Source organism: Bacillus sp. GMs2/2 (genome assembly GCF_050172095.1).
GTDB classification, from domain to species: Bacteria; Bacillota; Bacilli; order Bacillales; family Bacillaceae_G; genus Bacillus_A; species Bacillus_A cereus.
The window spans coordinates 1-1,024 of record NZ_JBNLYE010000744.1; the positions used below are offsets into that span (position 1 = coordinate 1).

Below are 1,024 nucleotides of genomic sequence, written 5' to 3' on the forward strand. Positions count from 1 at the left end.
TTTGAAAGACACAGTAAAATTATTAAAATGGGTTACTGGTGCCTTAGAGGCTTTACTGGGAATACCTGTACTCGGAGGAACTATTGTTGTTTCTTTACTTTGGTTACCACTTCTTTTCATGCTAGTATTACATATTGTTACTTTAGTATTGGCTAAAAAAGCTAATATGAGCGCTAACGGTAATGTGCTAGGAATTGTAACTTCTTGCCTTGCATGGATTCCGTTTGTAGGAATGATTTTGCATATTTTATCAGCTATCTTCATTATGATGGATGCTGCCCGTAAGGAAGAAACTTATTAATATTTAAATAGCAAAAAAGCTGTCCTAGAATGCCGCTTAAAGCAACATTCTAGAGGCAGCTTTTTCTATATTACACTTCTTCTTCTCTAACAAAATACACCTTCTCATAAGCGGGTCTTAATGTTGATTCCTCTTTTTTATCGACCTCTTTAAAACAAGGATTCCCTTGTTTTTTCCTACGATCTTCATATTCAGTACGTAATTTCGCTGTACGATTTTGTTGATTTTCAAAACTAGTTTTTGATATTTCTAATTTCACAGCAAAGCCATTTATAAATCTAATAATAAGATTTCCATCTTTTAATTCTTTATTACTTTCAATATAAAAATGAGACAACCACGCGCACTCTTTTCTAGAGTAAGAATAGGTAGGGAAAAAATAAAGTTGATCTGCTGGACTAATCGCAATCGGTGCTTTATGTGTAATATGAGTTAACTCTTTCGTTCCTTCTTTTCTGCCTAAGAAACTAGAGCCATGCTTGCGGCAACTTCTTTCTATAATATCTAGAGGTTTTTGAAATACGAAAAAAGAATCATTCATTTCAACGACTCGCGTAACAATTTTCTTTTCACTTAGAATAACAGGAAGTAAGGCCATCGTATTTTTCGTTACAACATAATTTTCGACATAGCGTTCCACTTTACTTTCCATACTCCATTATCTCCTTTTTTCCATTTATATTAGCAGCTGCATATATAATTTTAGCATCTATGAAAAGGAAA

The 1,024-nt window shown here is 33.2% G+C and carries 2 protein-coding genes; one reads left to right on the forward strand and one right to left on the reverse strand.

Features of this window, described 5'->3' with window-relative positions; all coding sequences use genetic code 11:
- Window position 1: 1 nt before the first annotated feature.
- Window positions 2-301 carry a hypothetical protein gene (locus ACQGS6_RS29205; RefSeq protein ID WP_000655757.1) on the forward strand — a complete coding sequence of 100 codons (300 nt, stop codon included), beginning with the start codon at window positions 2-4 and terminating at the stop codon, window positions 299-301.
- Between the two features lie 70 nt (window positions 302-371).
- Here the strand turns inward: ACQGS6_RS29205 and ACQGS6_RS29210 are convergent, their stop codons facing one another.
- The gene (locus ACQGS6_RS29210) at window positions 372-953 is read right to left on the reverse strand and encodes a competence protein ComK (RefSeq protein WP_426966087.1); all 582 of its coding nucleotides are present in this window, start codon (window positions 951-953) and stop codon (window positions 372-374) included.
- Window positions 954-1,024: the final 71 nt, after the last annotated feature.

Excerpts from the sequence above, each read along its gene's own strand:
- ACQGS6_RS29210 (WP_426966087.1), bottom strand. The coding sequence starts at position 953 with ATGGAAAGTAAAGTGGAACGCTATGTCGAAAATTATGTTGTAACGAAA.